Source organism: Salinimicrobium terrae DSM 17865 (assembly GCF_000424665.1).
Classification (GTDB): Bacteria; Bacteroidota; Bacteroidia; order Flavobacteriales; family Flavobacteriaceae; genus Salinimicrobium; species Salinimicrobium terrae.
Window position 1 is genome coordinate 195,349 of sequence record NZ_AUKI01000017.1, and the last position, 19,394, is coordinate 214,742.

Here is a 19,394-nt window from a genome sequence, read left to right on the forward strand (position 1 = left end):
ATCCTTTTATCTAATGATTTAATAAAACTTATATTCTCCGGATTGATTGAAGCATCACCCGGAAGTGCAAAAATATTATATATTAAAATTAATAGGCATAAATCTTTTAAAATTAAGAAAGCCGGCAATGTGTAAAACTCTGCCGGCTCAATAAATTTCTCCAAAGACTTCTAACTCTCTTCTCCCAGCTCGACTGCCCGGTCGAAAGCAGCGTAGGCTGCATCTTTGATCAATTCCTTTACATTATTGTCATCCATTGAATCCAGTGCTGCACGAGTAGTCCCCCCTTTTGAGGCGACACGATCCATCCATAGCGTAGGTGACAAATCATTTTGATTGAACAATTCTACCGCTCCCTCGAAAGTCTGGCTTACAAGTACACGGGAATCGTTTTCCGAAAAGCCCATTTTTAATGCTGCTTCCAGCATAGAATTCATAAAGTAAAAAACATATGCGGGACCACTACCCGAAATCCCCGTGGAAGCATCAATAAAATTTTGATTTTTTACATGAATGGATTCTCCTGTAGTATCCAACAGGTTTCTTATCATAAGCAGCTCCACTCTGGAAACTTGTTTACTTTCGGTATATGAGGTAACTCCTTTCCCTACCTGTGCGGGAAGATTTGGCATCGCTCTTACCACTTTTTGTATTCCAAGTCCTTCCTGTATACGACCAATGGTGACTCCGGCCATCAGGGAAACAGCGATTTGTTCCTTATGCATCATCGGTTTCATTCTTTCAAAAAGTTCTTCACTGTGGAAAGGCTTTACAGCAAGAAAAATAACATCGGCTTCGGGTAAAGCATCTTCGAGTTTTTCATGTACATCAAAGATCCTCATATCCTTCAGTAAAACAATTTTATCCGGGGAAACATCATAAACCATGAGTTTCCGCCGGTTTAAAAAAGTTGATGAGGCCATGCCTTCAGCATAAGTGAGACCCATATTTCCTGCTCCAATAACTAAAACTTTCATTACTTCAATATTTTCAAGGTTTTGTGCAAAGACTGTACAGGACCGGCTAGAATTTAATTTTTTTATAAACTTTCTGCAAAAATATCCACTAACACCATTAATAATCAACGATCTACAGGATATATAAAATTTAGGTAATGACCGCCATTTAGTCAACAACCTGAAAATCCGTCAGTATCCGAAAAAAACAGCAGGAAAAGCAATGGGTTTAATTGATATATTTGAGCATAAAAGATTTAAACATCAAATCCCATGAAAAAAATTTTAGGATTATGGACTCTGTGTCTGCTCCTGTCCCTGCAGTTTTCTTTTGCACAAAGCAATGATGAGATCATTCAGAATATTATTCAGGAAGCTGAGCAAAACTCCAAACTTGAAGAATTGGCGCATCAGTTGCTTGACAGCATTGGGCCAAGACTGGTTGGAACTCCTCAAATGAATAATGCACATAACTGGGCAGTAGAAAAATTTAAAAGCTGGGGCATTCCGGCCGAGAAGGAGAAGTGGGGCGAATGGCGCGGCTGGGAACGTGGCATAACTCACATAGATATGATTGAGCCGCGTGTGCAAAGTCTGGAAGGGAGACAACTTGCCTGGAGTCCTTCTACCGGAAAGAAACCTGTGACCGCAGAGGTGATTACCCTACCTGAAACAGTTTCCGATTCTATGGCTTTTCAGCAATGGCTTCCAAATGTCAAAGGAAAATTTGTCCTTATATCAATGCAGGAGCCTACCGGAAGACCAGACTACAACTGGGAAGAATTTGCGACCGAAGCTTCTTTTGAAAAGATGAAGCGTGAGCGACAGGTGCAGAGTGAAGCCTGGAGAGATAAATTTCGCACCATGGGATACACTTCCCGCACTTTGCCCGCTGCCCTGGAAAATGCCGGAGCTGTGGGGGTGATCACTTCCAACTGGTCTGAGGGTTTTGGTGTGAACAAGATCTTTGGTGCCTATACCAAAAAAGTACCAACTCTGGATCTTGCTCTCGAGGATTACGGCTTGCTGTACAGGCTCGCAGAAAATGGCAGCAAACCTAAGATTAGAGTTACTGCGGAATCAAAAGAGCTGGGAATGGTGCCAACTTTTAATACCATCGCCACGATAAAAGGCACCGAGTTGCCTGAAGAATATGTGATACTCTCTGCCCACTTTGATTCCTGGGACGGTGGTACCGGCGCGACAGATAATGGAACCGGTACCATTGTCATGATGGAGGCGGCAAGAATTCTTAAAGAACATTATCCAAATCCAAAGCGAACAATTATTGTAGGTCTATGGGGTAGTGAAGAGCAGGGGCTTAACGGTTCCCGTGCCTTTGTAGAAGATCATCCTGAAATAGTAGAAAATACACAGGTTGTTTTTAATCAGGACAACGGAACAGGAAGAGTTGTAAGAATTTCAGGGAATGGACTTTTACATGCCTATGACTACCTGGGAGACTGGCTTTCAAAAGTACCCGATACGGTGGCAGATCACATTGAAACCGATTTTCCCGGAAGACCCGGTCGTGGGGGATCTGATTATGCTTCCTTTCTTGCAGCGGGAGTTCCTGCATTTAACCTTAGCTCCCTTAACTGGTCCTACTGGAATTACACCTGGCACACCAATCGGGACACTTATGATAAGATTGTTTTTGATGACGTAAGGAACAACGTGATCCTTACTGCAGTATTGGCATATATAGCGAGTGAAGACGAAGACATTACTTCGAGAGAACAAATTAAATTGCCCGACAATCCGCGCACGGGGGAGAAGGAAACCTGGCCGGAGCCGCGCTCTCCCAATCGAAGAGGCGGAGTTGAATAAATAAAGAACCTAGAGTCAAGAGCCAAGAATTAGGACTCTTAATAAAGCTGCAGAAAGAACCTGTCACTAAAGTGTCAAAAAAGGGATTTTCTGCAGCTTTTTATTTCATATTTAAAACTCTTTTGCCTTCTGCAACTTCTCTTCTGGCTTGCTCAAAGAGGGTTTTATCGCCGCCCACCAAAACGCGGGTGAGCCTTTCCATTTCAAATAGGTATTTTCGGCCAAAACCGGGATCATTCTTTACAATATCGGGCGTATTGTCAATTACATCGGCCAATTTAATAGTCTTCGCCTCTTTGCTAATGTTCGCCTGCCGTTCGACTTCCTTTTCCTTCCGGTCTTTACGGTTAAGGTGTGGGTGTTTTACCTTAATAAATTCATCTGTAAGTTCCTCTACCAGTTTGGCAATTTCCTTTCCGAAGTTATCTTTAATTTCTTCAATTTCTATCGGGGTATCTTCCACCACATCGTGCAGGTAGGCAGCGCAAATCATTTCTGGAGTATGAGGGACTGTGCGAACAATTTCTGCTACACGTTTGGGGTGTTCTATGTAAGGCTCTTCACTATATTTCCGCATTTGATCCCCATGTGCCTTTTGTGCAAACTCTAAAGCTTCTTCTTCCATTCCATTTTTTATTAAAATAGTAATTTCTTCTGAAGCAAAGAAAAAGCCATAAAAAAAGCTGCCCGTAGGCAGCCTCTAAAATGTTATTTTTGAAACCTATTTGTTAAGCGGTGCTCCTACAGGAACCGCGCAATCATGGCCTGGTTCCCCGTGCGGAGGATTGACATTTGGCGTTTGATCTACCCTAATCGGGGAAACCGAAGTTGAAGGCAACTGGCTGGTGGGTGTAGGATTGGGAGTGTTGCCGGCAGTTTCATTGAGAGGAGCTCCCACAGGAACCGCGCAATCGTGACCCGGAAGACCATGTGCAGGATTAACCTTTATTTCTTCATTGCCTGCGGCCTGGGTGCTGGTTTCAGAAGTTTCCGGCGGAGTAGAAACAGCTTTAGCAGTTTTCTCTTCGTCCTTGCAGGAGACCACCAGGATCAATCCCAGAACGATTATAATGTAATTCAACTTCAATTTTTTCATTTTCAATTATTTTATAAGGTTTAGCAATTCATCTTGTGGAATATTCAGGAGGCCTGAAGTGGGTAATCTTCGGGTCATTTCCTTCCAGTTTTCATCTTCTTTAAATATAGCCTCAAATAATGGTTTGGCTTCGTCCGTCCAATATTGCATTTCCAGGTTTTCGGGGAACAGCTCCATGGCATTACCATATTCTTCCAAGGCTTTTTCTACATTATTGGCTTCCATAGCCAAATCACCCCGATTCATAAATTCATAGGCCCGGGCAACTTTCAGCAGGCGCTCAAGCTCTACCAGGGGTTCCTGGTGGTCGTCCACGCGCAGATCAATTTTCTTTTCTTCCCATGGATTTTCTACCTTTTCGGGACCAACGACAAGGAGAGCAGCTGATTGACTTCCCCGTAAATCTCCGCCAGCAGCCTCGGCAGCCTGTAAGACTTTCAGAACTCTTTCAGCTAAAGGTAATCCGGTGTTTTCAAGAAAAGCTTTTTGCATAGCAGGTACTACAGTGGCATTGAGCATCATATTTGCCTGGACAGAATAATTTTCCCCGGTGATATGTTCTGCGACTTCCACACATAATTCCCCTGTATGTGCCGCGGTATTTCCCGAAGTATCCAAAAATGCAACCTGCCGGTACTCTTTCCCTTCATCCTGCGCCAGGAGGATCCCTAAAGCTTCAGAAGGATTTTTACCCTGTTCCATAAGTTCCAGCCCTTGTGGACCATAGGCGGGGTTGACAAAAGATTGGGTTGCCACCACTCCCACGCCCGATTTCCCCCAGGTAACAATTGACCCAACAGAAAACCAGTGGCTTTGTACTCCTACGGCCATTTCCCCGGTTTCGGCATCCCTGGCAACTATAGAATAGGTATGTGCAAAGGCATCTTTCATTACCTCCGGGTTTTGGGCCGATACCTGAGCTAAAGAGATCAGGGCCAAAAGAGTAAAAAAATATTTTTTCATATTCGAGTTTCGAAACTCAAATATAAGGTAACTTCTAAAAAGTATGATGTAAACTTACCTGTAATTGACCTTTGTTTAAATTATCGGTGGTTTGCTCCATGTAACCCAGTTGTAGCTTTAAATTATCCCTAAGGGAATAACCCAGGGCTCCATAAAGTCTGTTTCTGTCAAAAAGCTCCACCGTTCGGCCTTCTCCAATATGCCGTTGGCCGTTTATAAAAAGTTCATTATAGATCGCCAGATAAATGGCATTTTTCGATAGATCATTTTGGTTTAGTGGAAGGGTTAGTGATAGGTTGTACCTGTACCGGGTGCGAAAATCCTGAGTCTCAACCCACCGCTGTTCATACCTGAATCTATGGTTCAGGAAAAACTTATTTCCAAGTTTCTGCGGTAGGTTGGCCTCCTGGTAAACCCTGTGTTCCCCTGAAGTAGCATCACTTTCTCCAAAAGCTCCCGAGGTAATGTGGCCATAGCCCAGAACAAATTTTACATTGGCGGCCGAAGGGCTGTAGGTAACCCCTCCTCTAATGAGCAACTGCTCCAAATCTCCTCCCAGATTCCAGTTTCGGTACTGGATATCCCCCTGGGCACCAAACCTGCTCTCACCAAAACCTGTTCCCCAGTTATAAATATACCAGGCACCGGTCTGCTCTTCATCTACTTGTGCCTTAGATTGCGAAATAGTCAATAAACAAAAGGTTAAAAGGAAAAAATATCTGATATTCATAATTTTCATAACTTTTTTGTGCAAATATAACGGTGAGAAGTCTTGATTCCCACTGAATAGGGTTTTTTAACTAAGGAGTAGAATCATATTGTGGAGAGGCAGATGAACTTTTGATCTAATAAGCCCGTAAATTGTAGAAACATTTTTATTTTTGTCATCTTTTTAACGGAGACTGGTTTTAATGGAAATTCTTGGCCTCGTAGTTCAATGGATAGAATAGAAGTTTCCTAAACTTTAGATCCAGGTTCGATTCCTGGCGAGGCTACTTATGACGGTTTAAAAGAGTTACAAAACCCTGGGAATCAATTAGATTTTCAGGGTTTCCATTTTATTAGTGTCAATCGATTACATATGATGTTAGAGAAAATAGTTCACAAATTGTCAACATAATTTGTCTTATTTTTCTATCTCAATGGTCTTGTGTATGGATTCATCTGGTGATTGGATTCTCGTAGTGTCTAATCAAAAATTTGAATTATGCGAACAGATACAACTTTTTCAGTTCTGTTCTGGATCTATGCGAAGCGTGCAAAAAATAATTGCATCCGTCTTTTGCCAGGATTAACGCTAACAATAAGTAAATCACCAACGGCCTTAAGGGGGGTTATTACAGAATTCAAAATTTCTACAAAAGAAGGGTTCTGCAACTTCAGATGCCTGAGGCTACTTTAACATTTGTGCAACTTATCAAAATCCCGGTTGTATTAACGGTGTTTTTATTATTCTTAGATAAAGAAGCTGTTGCTTAAGGTTTGGAACTTCCTTTTAGGAATAAGGTCGTCAATGTTATTGAAGAAGATGAGTTTTGTAATACTTTGAAGGATCCTTCCGATTTCCAGTAGAGAAAAATTACGTAAAACAAAAATTACTTTCAGTAAAGATGTCGCCTTGAAAGCAGTAATTGTGGAAAGAAAGAACCTGCCTAAATATCTCATTTTGAAATGGTAATCACGGGTCTTACAAATACTGAAATACCACTTGATGACTATAAAAATATGGTGTTGCTCGAGAATCTTCCTGCAGGACTTAAAAAAATCCGATGCCCAATCTGATCTTTTTTATTCTGTCTCTAATGATTAAACTGATTCTATAAAATTAGATATTGCGGTTATTAAAATTTAGATGTAATCGATTACAACAGGTCATTAAGATGTTAAAATAAAGTGTATAGTTTAAGGGAATATCGAAGTAGTAACTCCCTTTTAAGGAAAGACTTCCTTTGAATTAACGAAGTATTAATTTTTTCTATCCAAAAATTTGTTTTATTGATTCTTTTTAATAGGTTTGTGTAATCGATTACATTCATGAATTTAATAATTGAAGGTGTAGTAAATTGCCACTTTATTAAAAAGATTCATTAGGAAATAAGTAATTATCAATTAAGTTTTTTTGAAAAGGAGCATCTGATCAAAAAAGCTGTGATACTCATAGGTTACGAAAACGATTTAGTTTGTACGTCCCCTGTTTTACTCTGGCTTTTGTGCTGGATAATTTTTTTCATCTTGTAAAGTAATAACCAATTTTAGTTTTGAATTATGAACATGAAACCTTTTGATCTCTCTTCAAAAATCTCTCTTTTCCTGCTCGGTCTTTTCCTTTTTATAGGAGGTGGTGTATGGGCTCAAGATGGGATTATTGTAAATGGTGTTGTAGTCGATTCGGACACCCATGAACCTCTCCCCGGTGTAAATATTATTGAAAAAGGAACTATTAATGGTACAATGACCGATTTGGATGGGGAATTTACTATTGAAGTTTCAGGCCCTGATGCTGTATTGGTATTTACTTATGTGGGATTTGAACCTCTCGAAGTGGAAGTAAATGGGAGAACCAATATTGAGGCGATTCTTCAATTAGATTCAGCTTCTCTAGATGAGGTTGTCGTGGTTGGGTATGGTACTGCTAGAAAATCGGATTTAACTGGATCTGTTGTGTCGATTTCCGGAAGTGATATTCAAGAGCAGGCAAAAGCCAGTGTAGCAGATGCTTTAACAGGTCGACTTGCTGGTGTACAGGTGATGGCTACCGAAGGGTCACCTGATGCTGAAATAAATATCAGGATTCGTGGAAACGGTTCTTTAACTCAGGATAGCTCCCCTTTAATCATTGTAGATGGTTTTCCCGTTGGTAGTATGAGCGACATAAGTCCAACAGATATAGCAAGTATTTCTGTGCTTAAAGATGCTTCCTCTACCGCTATTTATGGTTCAAGAGGAGCAAATGGAGTTGTTATTATTACCACTAAAGACGGAGTGCCTGGTAAAATTTCTGTGAATTTAAACACATTTTATGGTTTTCAAAAAATTGCTAATACTATTGATGTGCTTTCGCCAGAGGACTTCGTTAAATGGCAATACGAATACGCCCTACTCAGCGATCCGGAAAACTTAGATTCTTATGAACGATATTTTGGATTGTGGCAAGATTACGATCTATATCAAGGTGTAGAGGGAAATGACTGGCAAAGACAAATTTATGGTAATATGGGGGAAGTTCAGAGTCATGACCTAGCAGTTAGGGGAGGTTCTGAGAAAGCAAATTACAATTTTAATTATGCCCATTATGACGTAAACACCATAATGGTGGGTTCTGAATACACGCGGAATAACCTGTCTTTGGCCCTTAAAAGTGAAATTAACGAAAGATTAGATTTGTCCTTTACTGTCCGGTATTCTGATACAGAGATCACCGGCGGTGGTGCCAATGAGCAGAATGAGATTTCTTCTGCCGATTCACGATTGAAATATAGTGTTCAATATTCTCCAATTCCAATCTCCGGACTTACAACTACAAATACTGATGAAGCTTTAGCTGGCTATCTGGTTAATCCATTTGTAGCTACAGATGACAACCAAAGACTTCAACTACGGAAGAACTTTAATACATTAGGAAGTTTTGGTTGGGAAATACTTGATAATGTGAGATTTCAATCTGACTTTGGTTTGGATTATCGTACAGATCAAGATTACCGCTACTATGGACGTTCAACTTATTATTCAAACAATAGACCTTCAGCAGATAATCAAGGATTGCCTTCTCTCGTTTACAGAGATCGTACCCGTGAAACTTTTAGGAATGCTAACACTATTAATATTGACTTTAATAAGTACCTTAATGAGGACCATGGATTAAAATTACTTTTAGGAGAAGAAATGATTGTGACTGAGAGCAACATAGAAACTTCAGAGATTCAGGGTTTTCCAAAGGATTTTGACTTTGGAACTACAAGAAGGTTGACTACCCAGGGAACTCCCCAGAGCGTAGATAATTTTTACAGTCCTGATGACAAACTATTATCATTCTTTGGGCGTGTTAATTATGAATTCAAAAATAAATATTTATTGACGGCTACTTACAGAGCCGATGGTTCCAGTAAATTTTTGGGAGAAAACCGTTGGGGTTATTTCCCCTCTGCAGCAGTAGCATGGAAATTAAAAGAAGAAAATTTCCTGAAAGATGTAGATTGGCTTAATGCTCTTAAGTTAAGATTTAGCTATGGTGAAGCCGGTAACAACAACATACCATCTGGCCAAACAGTACAAAGTTTTCAGTCAAGTACGACAACTTATCTAAATGAAATTCCTACCTACTGGGCAGCTTCCAGAGTTTTGGCTAATCCCGATCTTAGGTGGGAGACTACCGTTACACAAAATGTTGGTCTTGATTTTGAAGTTTTCAGAGGGGCAGTCATAGGTAGTGTTGAAGCGTACAAAAATTTAACTACAGATTTATTGCTTGCATTTCGTACTCCTGGATCGGGATATGAATATCAATATAGAAACCTGGGAGAGATCCATAATTCCGGTGTAGAAGCTTCATTAAATTTTTATCCTATTACTAAGGAAGATTATGGTCTGAGTTTCTCCATAAATACATCAGCAAATAGAAATAAAATTAATTCTTTAGGAACATTAGAAGATTATCAGGAGTCTTCCGGATGGGCTTCATCTCAAATTGGCGGAGATTATGCAATTTGGGTTGGAGAACCAGTAGGAACGATGTATGGTTATAGAAACGATGGGCGTTATGAGGTGTCTGATTTTAACTTTGATCCCGTGACGAATTCTTATATCCTAAAAGAAGATGTGGTCGATGCCAGTGATGTAGTGGGGGAATTAATGCCGGGAATGTTGAAGTTAAAGGATATAAATGACGATGGTGTAGTAGATATAAATGACAACACAATCATCGGAGATGCTAATCCTGATTTCTCAGGTGGATTCGTTTTAAATGCTTATGCCTACGGATTCGACTTTTCAGCAGCCTTTAACTATAGTCTGGGAAATGATGTTTATAATGCAAATAAGATTCAATTTACCACATCCAACGAAAATAGCAGGTATAGAAACTTAAGTTCAGCAATGGCTGATGGTGCAAGATGGACGTACCTCAACCCGGAGACAGGACAGCTTATAAACGATCCTGAACAGCTTGCAGCTGCAAATGCAAATACAACTATGTGGTCCCCTTATATGCGGAGTTACGTATTCAGCGATTGGGCAGTAGAAGATGGTTCCTTTCTTAGGTTAAACACAATTACTTTAGGTTATACAATTCCTAATTCGCTAATGGAGAAAGCTAATATTTCTAAATTGAGACTTTACGCCACGGCAAATAATGTTTTTGTACTTACGAATTATTCCGGTCTTGACCCTGAAGTTTCTACCAGGAGAAACACACCACTTACTCCGGGAGTAGATTATTCTCCATTTCCAAGAAGTAGACAAGTGGTGTTTGGTCTAAATATGAATTTTTAAAATTGATGAAAATGAAAAATATAATTAAAGTCTGTTCGGTAATTATTTTGATGAGCCTGGTAGTATCCTGCGAGGAAGACTTTTTAGGCGATGATTTTCTGGAAGCTCCGGCCAAATCAACTCTGGACGAATCAACTATTTTTTCCACCGTTGACTTAGCAAAGGGAGCTGTAGATGGAATTTTGGAACCCATTGGGCAGACAAATTCTTATCGAGGCCGCTTTATTCCTTATTACGGTTTTAATACTGATACCGAATACAATTATAGCGCAGGAGATGAAGGTTCGGATGCAGACCTGGTTTATTACGATGCGAAACCTAATAATTCCAGGATGAATACCGATAATAATGTCTGGGCAATGATGTATCAGGGAATTGAACGTGCAAATATTGTTATACGAGGCTTGAGAAATTATGGTAATCCTGAACCTGGAACCGAATTTGGACAGTTACTGGGAGCAGCCCTTACTTATAGAGCTGTTTATTATGCAGACCTTATGAAAGCCTGGGGAGATGTGCCTGCACGTTTTGAACCTATTACCTCTGAAACCCTTTATTTGCCAAAAACAAGCAGGGATACCATATATAAACGACTCATTGCAGATTTAGGAGAGGCTGCTACGTTGGTAGCCTGGCCTAATGAAACCGCGGCTACCACTTCGGTAGAACGTATTAATAAAGCATTTGTAAAAGGATTTAGAGCACGCCTTGCGCTGGTTTCGGCAGGCTTCCAACAATATCCTGACGGAGTACGAAGAAGTAACGATCCAGATCTCTCTGTTCAAAAGATGTATCAGTTGGCGCTGGAAGAAAGTCGTGACGTGATTAATAGTGGTACAGTTTCCCTGATTCCTTCCTTTGAAACTTTGTGGAGAAATTATAATCAGGAAATCACGACTGCCGGTCGTGAATCATTGTGGGAAATTCCCTTTGCGGATGGCCGTGGTAGGGTTTTATTTTCTTTTGCCGTTCGTCACCGTAGTGTAGATCAGTTTACCGGTCAGCCGAGAGGTGGTTCAGCGGGACCTACCCCAACAGTTTATTATGATTTTGATGAAGATGATACTCGTAGAGATGTAACCGCTGTACCTTATCAATGGGGTACTGCTATAGAAGGTATTGCTCAGCAGGAACTTACCGGGATCGATATGTGGTATTTCGGTAAATATCGGTATGAATGGATGAATCGCTATGTTACCTCTACAAACGATGACGGAGTCAATCTAATGTATATGAGATATGCTGAAGTTCTATTAACTGCTGCTGAAGCGGCTAATGAACTGGAAGGACCGGGAGCGGCGGCACCATATCTTAAGGAAATTCGCCGTAGGGCTTTCCCTACCGAACTACATGCGGAAAAAGTAGATGCCTATGTTGGGGCGCTTGGTTCTAAAGATGAGATGTTCAATGCCATTGTAGAAGAATATAAATTTGAATTTACAGGGGAAATGGATCGGAAAATGGATCTTATTCGCTGGAACCTGCTAGGCGAAAAACTGGATGAAGAAAGGGAGGAATTGGAAAACCTGGAAAATAGAACGGGAGATTATGCCAATGTGCCAACCACGCTTTATTACAGATATGCAGACGACGGTTATACACTCCTTGTCTATGGGCTCAATAGAGGAGAAACCGGAAATCCGGGACCGGAATGGTCAGCACACCCATGGGATCAGCCACTGGATGAAATAATAAACACCCTTTACAAACCGGGAGTAGACCCGGATAACAGACAGTTTTGGCCAATTTGGCAAGTCTTTATTGATGCCAGTAATGGTATGTTAGTTAACGATTACGGTTACTAGAACCCAACAAATCAGATTTAAATTATTAGTTATGAAAATAAGAGATATCTTAAAAAGTTTACTTATAGCTATTCTTCTTGCAGGTACCTTGGTAGGTTGTGATTATGATAAGGAACTTATCGAAGAGCTTCCTATAGAAAGGGAGTTTGCGCCGGTAGCTTTAACTGCACATGTAAGAAACCAGGTGAACGTTGAATTAAACTGGACAGTCGAGGAAGACCATCACAGTTATATCGTGGAGATTTCAAATGATTCAACAAGCTTCGATAATATTGTAAGAACTATTGAAGTTACTCCAGATGAATTGCCGGTTCTTATACCGTTAGAAAGTGAAACTTTTTATTCTATTAGAGTAAAAGCTATTAGTGATGATGGGCTCAACGATTCCTCCTGGGCAACTACCAGAGTGCGTACCTTAACCGAACAAATTTTCATAGAAGGTGAGGATGGTGACATCAAAGCTAAAGAGGTAACCCTAAGATGGGTGCCTGACAGCCAGGTAACTGAAATAAGCCTAAGCCCTGGTGATATCACTTACACCATAACGCCAGAAGACATGGCCAGCGGTGTAGCAACCATAACAGGCCTTACTTCAGAAACTGAATATACTGCCACTCTGCTTAACGAGGATCAAATTAGAGGTCTTAAAACATTTACAACCGGAATTGACATTGGTGATGGAATATTAGTTACTCCAGAGGACGATTTATTACAAATGATCGCAGATGCCGAAGCAGGTGCTATTCTTGTTCTCGAGCCCGGTGATTATACAGAGCAAACAGGAACTGTTACTCTGGACAAATCTTTAACCATTAGAGGTTTGAGGAGTTACGATAAACCTCTGCTCCAATTGAATTTTGAAATTGTTGGCGGAGCTGAAGTTGTAGAATTGATTGATCTTGATCTACAGGGACTTGGGGCAGGATCCTCAGATCTACAGGATGTTGTGAGGTATACAGGTGCAGGGAATTACAACTCGCTTTTAGTTAGTGGTTGTTATATCCATGATTATGCACGTTCTTTTATTGCAGGAAATGAAACCGATGCAATCCTTCAAAGCCTCACTGTGGAAAATTCAATTGTTTATGACGTCTTTACCTCAGGTGGTGACTTCATAGACTTCAGGAATTCTGATGTACTTAATGTAAACCTGTTAAATAGTACGTTCTATAATGTTGCTCCAGATCGTGACTTTATACGAATGGATGCGAGCGGCACTTCCAATAATAGTGGGGTAACATCGAATATTGTAATCGACAGTTGCACTTTTTATGCCGTTGCAGATGATGATAGTAGAAGATTGCTATATGTGCGATTTGTATCGAATGACGTAACGGTGAGAAATACTTTGATCGTTAACACTGAATCAGAAGGATTTGCAGATAGAGAAGGAATAGATGAATCTCCATCTTTTAGTAATAACAATTACTTTAATGCTCCTGGGTTCTACGATTCATCTCAGTATATTTTTGATAACAATAATTACACGACTTTAGATCCGGGATTTGTAGATCCAGCTTCAGGAGATTTTACTATTACAAATCAAGCTTTAATAGATAATAATGTGGGGGATCCCCGCTGGAGATAATATGGAAGTTAACAAGTAATATCAATAAAAGGGGTATGCATTGTAATGATGCACACCCCCTTTTTATTTCCTAAAGCAGGAAACAATTTAAAGTTTTAATTCCTGTCTAATTACTAATAAGGCTTTCTGTACCTATTAATATCAAATTGTTTTTAGATAGAATAGCAGTATGCATTCCCTGAAACCAGGGTATAGTTCATTTAATTTAAATCCTAATAGCATGATGAAACAACTACACTTCTTATGCCTCTTCCTCTTTTTGGGGATTCTTACGGGGTATTCCCAGGACCAAACGTCAAACCTGCCCGACGTCTGGGATTTTGGTGCAACTCAACTCGACGAGGCTCAGTTCGACAATATGTTGACTGAAGATATCATCAACTCATGGTATGATGAATCCATTACTCCGGGAACCGCAGGTCATAATCTGCCGGATTTTACATCAGGTGATCTTAGTTTTGTTGGAGGCGGAAGTGACCGTTTACGAACCTCCAATACGAATTTGACACGATATGATGATGACATTGATGATTACGAGGAGTTCAAAGGAAGAGTTTATATCAATTCATCTGGGGCTACCGGCAGGTATTTCAGTCTTGAATTAGATGAGGGTGACCAGGTAACCATCTATGCCCTTACCCAAAATGGTAACGGCAATATTCATTTTGAATATATGGCTGATCCAACCCTACAAGATGATGTAGTAGCTGTAGGAGAAGAACTAACGGAATTAAATTTCACAGCAAAGGCCGCAGGAACATACAAAATTTATGATGATACCGATAAACCCAGTTATTTTAGGATTGTACGGGAAAGTGTTGCCCAGGAAGTTGGAAGCGGTGGGAGCAGTGGTCTCAGTGACGTCTGGGATTTTGGTGCAACTCAACTCGACGAGGCTCAGTTCGACAATATGTTGACTGAAGATATCATCAACTCATGGTATGATGAATCCATTACTCCGGGAACCGCAGGTCATAATCTGCCGGATTTTACATCAGGTGATCTTAGTTTTGTTGGAGGCGGAAGTGACCGTTTACGAACCTCCAATACGAATTTGACACGATATGATGATGACATTGATGATTACGAGGAGTTCAAAGGAAGAGTTTATATCAATTCATCTGGGGCTACCGGCAGGTATTTCAGTCTTGAATTAGATGAGGGTGACGAGGTAACCATCTATGCCCTTACCCAAAATGGTAACGGCAATATTCATTTTGAATATATGGCTGATCCAACACTACAAGATGATGTAGTAGCTGTAGGAGAAGAACTAACAGAATTAAATTTTACAGCAAAGGCTGCAGGAACGTACAAAATTTATGATGACAACGATAAACCCAGTTATTTCAGGATTGTTCGGGAAAGTTTTACTTATACTACACTAACCGGTAATATAGATGTAGCCAATGCTGAAGGAATACCTTCAGATTACACTATTGTTTTTACCAATGAAGCCGGTGACACCTGGAGTTCTTCAGTGTCCGGGGGTGCCTATAGTGTTGATCTACCTGCAGGTTTTACATACGATATTTCGCTTGAAGGAGCTGAGGGTTATTCTATTAGCAGTGAGTCTAGTCTGGAAGTAACAGAAAGTACCGCTTCATTTGACATCGACATAATGAAAGATGGAGCCTATAATAAGGATCTTGCCGATGTGTGGGATTTTGGAGCTACCCAGCTGGACGAATCTCAGTTCAACAATATGTTATCCAAAGAGATTATTAACTCCTGGTATGATGAATCTATTACTCCGGGAACTGCGGGACATACTATGCCCGACTTTACAGCTGGTGATCTTAGCTTTACCGGAGGGGGAAGTGACCGTCTAAGAACCGTAAATACGAATTTGACACGATATGATGAGAACATCAATGATTACGAGGATTTCAAAGGAAGAGTTTATATAAACTCCAGAGGCGCTACAAACCGGTACATGAGTTTGAATCTTAATGAAGATGATAAAGTAAGCCTTTGGGTGCTTGGACAGGATGGTGCTGGTGAGCTTCATTTTGAATATGTCGCGGATCCTGAACTACAGAATGATGTTGTAAATGTGGGGGGGGAACTTCAGGAAGTAAGTTTTGTTGCAAAGGCTAATGGAACCTACCACATATATGATACGGCCGACAAACCCAGTTATTTTAGAATTGTTCGTGAACCTGCCACTTATGTCAACTTATCTGGTAATGTTGATGTTGCAGATGCTCCGGGAATTCCTGAAGACTATTCAATAGTATTTTCTATTGAAGAAGGTAAAACCTGGAACGTTAAGCCATCTGCCGGTTCCTATCAGGTTGACCTGCCAATAGGTTTCGACTATAATATTTCCCTGGAAGGAGTTGATGGTTACATAATTTCTAATGGTACTTCCTTAGAAGTTACTGAAAGCACAACTACCTATAATATCACTATTGAAAAAGTTGAAATTTATTCTGTTACCGGATCAATTAGCGGCCTTGGGGAGAATATTGAAGATTTAAATTTAATATTTACTCCAGATCCTGATGCTGATGCGGTTTATGTTCCGCAACCAATAATCGATATAGATGCGGCCACATATTCTGTAAAACTGGAACCCGGTATTGCATATACCATAACCGGAGAAGGAGTGGATGGATATTATATTCCTGACAATATTTTACAAATAACCGGTGAAACTGCCAGCAATATAGTTTTTGAAGCTGAACCGGATGGGCCTTATGGCGATATCGACGATGACGGAATTTTGAATGGAGATGATAATTGTGTCTCTATCCCTAACCCTGATCAGGCAGATGCTGATAATGATGGGATCGGAGATGTATGTGAAGACGATGATGGAGACGGTATCATAAATTTTGAGGATAATTGTCCAGATTCTCCCGAAGGTGCCATTGTAGATGTATTTGGTTGTGAAATATTTAACCTGGCGGCAGATAATTTTAATATATCTGTCCATGACGTAAGTTGTAATGGAAACGGTGACGGTTCTATAAGCGTCAGTGCAGAAGATACAAGTTATACTTACAATGTTTCATTATCCGGTGCAGGTACGGGATCTTCAACCTTATTATCTTCCAATGAATTTTCAACAGAATTTGAGAGTTTAGCGGCGGGAACCTATGATATCTGTATTACAGTAGATGGACAAGCTGGGTATGAGCAATGCTTTGAGGTAACCATAGAGGGACCGACTCCTTTAGAAGCTTATTCTTCTGTAGATTATTCAAATAATACTGTGGCCTTTTCCTTAGATGGGGCCGATCTTTACAGGATAGAGCACAACGGCAAAATAATCACCACAACCCAATCAAGAGTGGTTATAGATCTTGAAACAGGTACCAATAAGTTTTCTGTTTTCACAGATTCTGAATGTCAGGGTGTTTTTTATGAGGAGGTTCTAATGTCTGAAGAGGTTTTATTGTTCCCAAATCCAACCCGGGGTGATCTTAAAGTATACATTAATGGGATAGATACCAAAATAAATGTTGTCCTGACCGGTCTTAACGGGAATACATACATTTCTGAAGAAATGGAAATTCCTTCAGACAGAGTAATTCCACTTGACCTTACCAATTTTAGACAAGGAGTATATTTTCTTCAATTAAAATCTGCCACGGTAAGTAAAACTATAAAAGTCATTAAATCATGAGAAATTCAATAAATATATACTCTGTAAAACTGCTTCTCATTTTTCTTATGGGTTCTCTAACAATTTCGTGCTCCAAGGATGATGATGCTGAGATCATTGCACCTCTAACTCCCGGAGAGGCAGAACTTGTACTTCCGCTGAACAATACACAATGTGAAATAGGGGATGTTATAGCCAATATGGCCGAGGTGGCTTTTGAATGGAATGAAGCAAGCGATGCTGAAATGTATGATCTTGTGATCACCAATTTGAATACTCAGGAAGTCACACTTCGTCCTAATCTTACCACTACCTCGCTGGTGGTAAGACTTGAGAGAGGGAATCCATACACATGGAACGTTGTCTCAAAAAATTCAGGAGAAGAAACCACTACCTCAGATTCTCATAGGTTTTATGTAGCCGGGGAACCAGGAACTAACAACGCACCTTTTCCGGCTACACTGGTGTCACCTGCTTCAGGTGTTACAGTATCTCCCGTTGATGGTATGGTTACCTTAAATTGGGAAGCTGCTTCAACAGATATAGATGGAGACCCATTAACTTATACCCTTTTTGCAGACAAAGTAGATGGTAACCAGGAACCACCTGAAGAATGGAAAGGTCTTACTGTTTCTTCTATGGAAGTAGAAGTGGAACCTAATACTATTTACTACTGGCGCATTGAAACCAGTGACGGTAAGAACACAGCATTCAGCAACACGCTTTCCTTTAGAACCGGAGAAAATACTTCCTCAGTAGAAGGTACAGTGGTAAGTACTTCTCAAGAGATCTTAGATGCTATCTCTGCAGCCGTTCCTGGTGAAAATATTTATATCCGTGGAGGTGATTATATTTTTGATTCTACCATAGAAATTAATACTAGTGGTAGTGCAGGTAATGTAATCTCATTGTTGGCTCATCCTAAGGATGACACGAGACCAAAATTCGATTTTTCCTCTATGTCAGAAAACTCCTCCAATAGAGGAATCCAATTAAATGCCAGTTACTGGTATATTAAAGGGATCGATGTTTACAAAGCCGGCGACAATGGATTAAATATTACCGGTAATAACAATATGATTGAATTCTGTACTTTTTCAGAATGTGCAGATACCGGGCTTCAGCTGGATAGTGGTGCATCTGACAACACAATTTTAAATTCCGATTCATATTTTAACGCCGACTCTACTCTTGAGAATGCCGACGGATTTGCAAGTAAATTAGACGTGGGTACCGGCAATAAATTTGTGGGTTGCAGGGCGTGGCAAAACCTTGATGATGGCTGGGATGGCTACTTAAGGAATGCAGATAACGTTACTACAATCTATGAGAATTGCTGGGCCATAGAAAATGGGTTTTTAAAAGACGGTACCCCGAGCGGTGGTGACGGGAATGGATTTAAAACCGGAGGAAGTGATGATAAGGATTTAAAACACGACGCTATTTACATCAACAGTATCGCAGTTGGTAATGCATCTGATGGTTTTGATCATAACAGCAACAGGGGTGAGGTGATCTTATATAACTGCATAGCCTACGATAATGGCAGGAATTATGCCTTTGGTAGTACAAATCCCCTTGAAAACCTGGTCATAAAGAACAGTGTTGTCCTTGGAGAAGTGGGAAGCATAAATGCAACAAGTCTCGATGTTACAAACAACAGCTGGATGGAAGGTTTTGAGACTACCCCTGATGATTTTGTAAGCATAGATTATTCAGAGATGACAGGCCCGAGAAAAGCCGATGGAAGTCTTCCTGATGTTAGTTTTTTCCATCTGGAGGCAGATAGTGATTTAATTGACAATGGAGTTGATGTAGGCTTGCCGTACAACGGTTCAGCACCAGATCTTGGAGCATTTGAATATTAAGCTGTATAGTTAGTTAATAGGAAAAGCTTTTAGTTTAATGTATGTATTATACTAATAGGCATTATCAATTGGATTTTTAATGATTCGGTTGATTTTGCCTATTAAATTTAAGTTGCTGGTGTTCCTGAAAGCGAAAAGGTCTGTATTATATCAGTCTTTTAAAGTCTTCCAGAATAATTTCCGAAGAG

General features: G+C 40.2%; 11 protein-coding genes and 1 tRNA gene. 7 read left to right on the forward strand and 5 right to left on the reverse strand.

All coding sequences use genetic code 11. The features are described 5' to 3' along the window. Nucleotides 1-170: 170 nt before the first annotated feature. On the reverse strand, nucleotides 171-977 hold the full coding sequence (gene proC, locus H148_RS0108295; protein WP_029034391.1) for a pyrroline-5-carboxylate reductase: 807 nt from the start codon (nucleotides 975-977) through the stop codon (nucleotides 171-173). Nucleotides 978-1,229: 252 nt separating this feature from the next. Here proC and H148_RS0108300 point away from each other — a divergent pair, with 252 nt between their 5' ends. Beyond that, on the forward strand, nucleotides 1,230-2,786 hold the full coding sequence (locus H148_RS0108300) for a M20/M25/M40 family metallo-hydrolase (RefSeq protein WP_029034392.1): 1,557 nt from the start codon (nucleotides 1,230-1,232) through the stop codon (nucleotides 2,784-2,786). 100 nt (nucleotides 2,787-2,886) lie between these two features. On the opposite strand, the gene H148_RS0108305 is transcribed toward H148_RS0108300, so the two are convergent. From H148_RS0108305 to H148_RS0108320, 4 genes are all read right to left on the reverse strand, one after another. Then, a complete protein-coding gene (locus tag H148_RS0108305; protein WP_051286310.1) occupies nucleotides 2,887-3,411 on the reverse strand; it encodes an HD domain-containing protein in 525 nt (174 codons plus the stop codon). A 96-nt stretch (nucleotides 3,412-3,507) separates the two neighbouring features. Continuing rightward, a complete protein-coding gene (locus tag H148_RS0108310; protein ID WP_029034394.1) occupies nucleotides 3,508-3,882 on the reverse strand; it encodes a hypothetical protein in 375 nt (124 codons plus the stop codon). Nucleotides 3,883-3,888: 6 nt separating this feature from the next. Beyond that, nucleotides 3,889-4,845 carry a DUF1028 domain-containing protein gene (locus H148_RS0108315; protein WP_029034395.1) on the reverse strand — a complete coding sequence of 319 codons (957 nt, stop codon included), beginning with the start codon at nucleotides 4,843-4,845 and terminating at the stop codon, nucleotides 3,889-3,891. Between the two features lie 34 nt (nucleotides 4,846-4,879). Further along, complete coding sequence (locus tag H148_RS0108320) at nucleotides 4,880-5,536, reverse strand: DUF2490 domain-containing protein (protein WP_342663245.1); 657 nt, start codon at nucleotides 5,534-5,536, stop codon at nucleotides 4,880-4,882. Nucleotides 5,537-5,768: 232 nt separating this feature from the next. Between H148_RS0108320 and H148_RS0108325 the strand changes: the two genes are divergently transcribed. The 6 genes from H148_RS0108325 (at nucleotide 5,769) to H148_RS18330 (ending at nucleotide 19,206) form a co-directional block, all read left to right on the forward strand. Continuing rightward, a tRNA-Arg gene (locus H148_RS0108325) sits at nucleotides 5,769-5,840 on the forward strand. A 1,276-nt stretch (nucleotides 5,841-7,116) separates the two neighbouring features. Continuing rightward, nucleotides 7,117-10,332, forward strand: a complete 3,216-nt coding sequence (locus H148_RS0108335; protein ID WP_037324861.1) for a SusC/RagA family TonB-linked outer membrane protein — start codon at nucleotides 7,117-7,119, stop codon at nucleotides 10,330-10,332. 11 nt (nucleotides 10,333-10,343) lie between these two features. Beyond that, the gene (locus tag H148_RS0108340) at nucleotides 10,344-12,137 is read left to right on the forward strand and encodes a RagB/SusD family nutrient uptake outer membrane protein (protein WP_029034399.1); all 1,794 of its coding nucleotides are present in this window, start codon (nucleotides 10,344-10,346) and stop codon (nucleotides 12,135-12,137) included. Nucleotides 12,138-12,168: 31 nt separating this feature from the next. Further along, nucleotides 12,169-13,725 (forward strand): DUF4957 domain-containing protein, encoded by a 1,557-nt coding sequence (locus H148_RS0108345; protein ID WP_029034400.1) that lies wholly within the window; start codon nucleotides 12,169-12,171, stop codon nucleotides 13,723-13,725. Between the two features lie 220 nt (nucleotides 13,726-13,945). Beyond that, on the forward strand, nucleotides 13,946-17,359 hold the full coding sequence (locus H148_RS18325) for a thrombospondin type 3 repeat-containing protein (RefSeq protein WP_156877228.1): 3,414 nt from the start codon (nucleotides 13,946-13,948) through the stop codon (nucleotides 17,357-17,359). Beyond that, the gene (locus H148_RS18330; protein ID WP_051286312.1) at nucleotides 17,356-19,206 is read left to right on the forward strand and encodes a right-handed parallel beta-helix repeat-containing protein; all 1,851 of its coding nucleotides are present in this window, start codon (nucleotides 17,356-17,358) and stop codon (nucleotides 19,204-19,206) included. Before H148_RS18325 ends, H148_RS18330 begins: the two co-directional genes overlap by 4 nt. Nucleotides 19,207-19,394: the final 188 nt, after the last annotated feature.

Excerpts from the sequence above, each read along its gene's own strand:
- proC (WP_029034391.1), bottom strand. The coding sequence starts at position 977 with ATGAAAGTTTTAGTTATTGGAGCAGGAAATATGGGTCTCACTTATGCT.
- H148_RS0108340 (WP_029034399.1), top strand. The coding sequence starts at position 10,344 with ATGAAAAATATAATTAAAGTCTGTTCGGTAATTATTTTGATGAGCCTG.
- H148_RS0108315 (WP_029034395.1), bottom strand. The coding sequence starts at position 4,845 with ATGAAAAAATATTTTTTTACTCTTTTGGCCCTGATCTCTTTAGCTCAG.
- H148_RS18325 (WP_156877228.1), top strand. The coding sequence starts at position 13,946 with ATGATGAAACAACTACACTTCTTATGCCTCTTCCTCTTTTTGGGGATT.
- H148_RS0108300 (WP_029034392.1), top strand. The coding sequence starts at position 1,230 with ATGAAAAAAATTTTAGGATTATGGACTCTGTGTCTGCTCCTGTCCCTG.
- H148_RS0108305 (WP_051286310.1), bottom strand. The coding sequence starts at position 3,411 with ATGGAAGAAGAAGCTTTAGAGTTTGCACAAAAGGCACATGGGGATCAA.
- H148_RS0108335 (WP_037324861.1), top strand. The coding sequence starts at position 7,117 with ATGAAACCTTTTGATCTCTCTTCAAAAATCTCTCTTTTCCTGCTCGGT.
- H148_RS0108345 (WP_029034400.1), top strand. The coding sequence starts at position 12,169 with ATGAAAATAAGAGATATCTTAAAAAGTTTACTTATAGCTATTCTTCTT.
- H148_RS0108310 (WP_029034394.1), bottom strand. The coding sequence starts at position 3,882 with ATGAAAAAATTGAAGTTGAATTACATTATAATCGTTCTGGGATTGATC.
- H148_RS18330 (WP_051286312.1), top strand. The coding sequence starts at position 17,356 with ATGAGAAATTCAATAAATATATACTCTGTAAAACTGCTTCTCATTTTT.